This window comes from Mesorhizobium sp. M7A.T.Ca.US.000.02.2.1 (assembly GCF_003996995.1).
Lineage (GTDB): Bacteria > Pseudomonadota > Alphaproteobacteria > Rhizobiales > Rhizobiaceae > Mesorhizobium.
Map to the genome: position 1 here is coordinate 1 of NZ_RZTT01000741.1, position 1,459 is coordinate 1,459.

The 1,459-nt window shown below is 65.7% G+C and carries 1 protein-coding gene and 1 pseudogene; both read right to left on the bottom strand.

What is annotated here, in order from left to right; translation table 11 throughout:
• Positions 1-562: pseudogene (locus EOD15_RS34185) on the bottom strand (strictosidine synthase); the annotation flags it as partial.
• A gap of 59 nt (positions 563-621) precedes the next feature.
• Positions 622-1,459 (bottom strand): SMP-30/gluconolactonase/LRE family protein (locus EOD15_RS34190; RefSeq protein WP_148129814.1); only part of this gene is annotated, 838 nt, incomplete at its 5' end.

Here is a 1,459-nt window from a genome sequence, read left to right on the forward strand (position 1 = left end):
CGACGATACGATGGCGCCAGCTTTCGCTGATCGCCAGACGGCCGTTGCCGAGCATGACCGCGCCGTTGGGAAATGCCAATCCGGCTGCAAGCTCACGCTGGGAGCCGCTGTCCGGATCGATGGCGAGCACGACGCCGCTGCTGCCGCCCTCCATCAGATCGCGCTTCCAGTCGCGCGCCGGATGCTTGCGCGAGCCGACACACAGGTAGAGCGAGCCATCCACGGTAAAGAGCCCGGCGGTGAGGCAGGACGCCACGCCGCCTGGCAAGCCGATGCGCCTCCAGGTGCCCGGCTGCCCGATTTGCAGGCCCTCACCCTCGATGCCGACGGCAAGGCGGCCATCGGGCGCGGATGCGACAAAGCTGATCGGCGCCGCGAACTCCGCTATTGCGACCGCCGAAGCGCCCGCTCTCCCAAGGTCGATCCGGAAGAGCGTGTTGCCGCTGCTGCACAGCAGTCTCGCTGGCGACGCAACGAGATTGTCGATCGCAGGAAGCGACAGCAGCCGCTCCGCCTCTTCCAGGCGGTTGTCCGGTTTGAATACGCCGTCCATGGCCGGCACGCTGATGCCGGCATCATCAGCCGAAAACAGCCGGCGGACGAACGTGCCTAACCCCGCCATCAGCGCTTCCCCCAGTAATCGTCATGCGCCGTCCATTGCGGATCGGCGCCTTCGATGCGAACGCGGCCGATGCGGTTGTTGGAGACGCCGCCCAGATAGAGCCAGCCCTTGTGCTCGCAGGTCGAGGTGATCGAGGGATGGTTTTCGCCGGCCTCGTCCCACAACGCGTCGATGATCTCGCCGGTTTCCGACACGCGCAGCACGCAGCCGCGATTGATGTTGGGGAACAGCCATTCGTCGGCGGCGATCCGCTTGGCCATGCGGCGGCGAAAACCCGGCTTGCGCATGGCGAGATCGAAGGTTCTGGTGCGCATGCCGAGCAGCGCGATCCAGTAGGTTCCGTCGGAGCCGCGGTTGAGATTGTCGGGATAGCCTGGCAAATTGTCGAGGAAGATTTCACGCTTGCCCTTGTCCGGTCCGTCGAACCAGTAGCGGCTGATGCGGCACGCCCATGTCTCGGCAAAGAGCAGCGACTGGCCGTCGCGGCAAATGGTGACGCCGTTGGGAAAGATCAGGCCGCGCAATATGGTGCGGGTCGAGCCGGTCCTCGGATCGTGGCAGATCAGCCGGCCGTTGCCCCTGCCCTCCAGCGCATCGACCGCCCATTCAGACATCTCGTAGCGGATCGTCGCTTCACTGAAGAAGATGCGCCCGTCCGGCGCGATGTCGAGATCGTCGGGAAGCCGCAGCCGCGAATCGTCGATCACCGACAGCAGGCTGCGATTGGTTTCGTCGGTGACCTTCGCCACCGTCCCGTCCGGCGAGACGCGGTAGACGCCCATGCCGCCGACGCAGGTGAGCAGGTCGCCATTCGGCGCGAAGGCCAGCCCCAGCGGA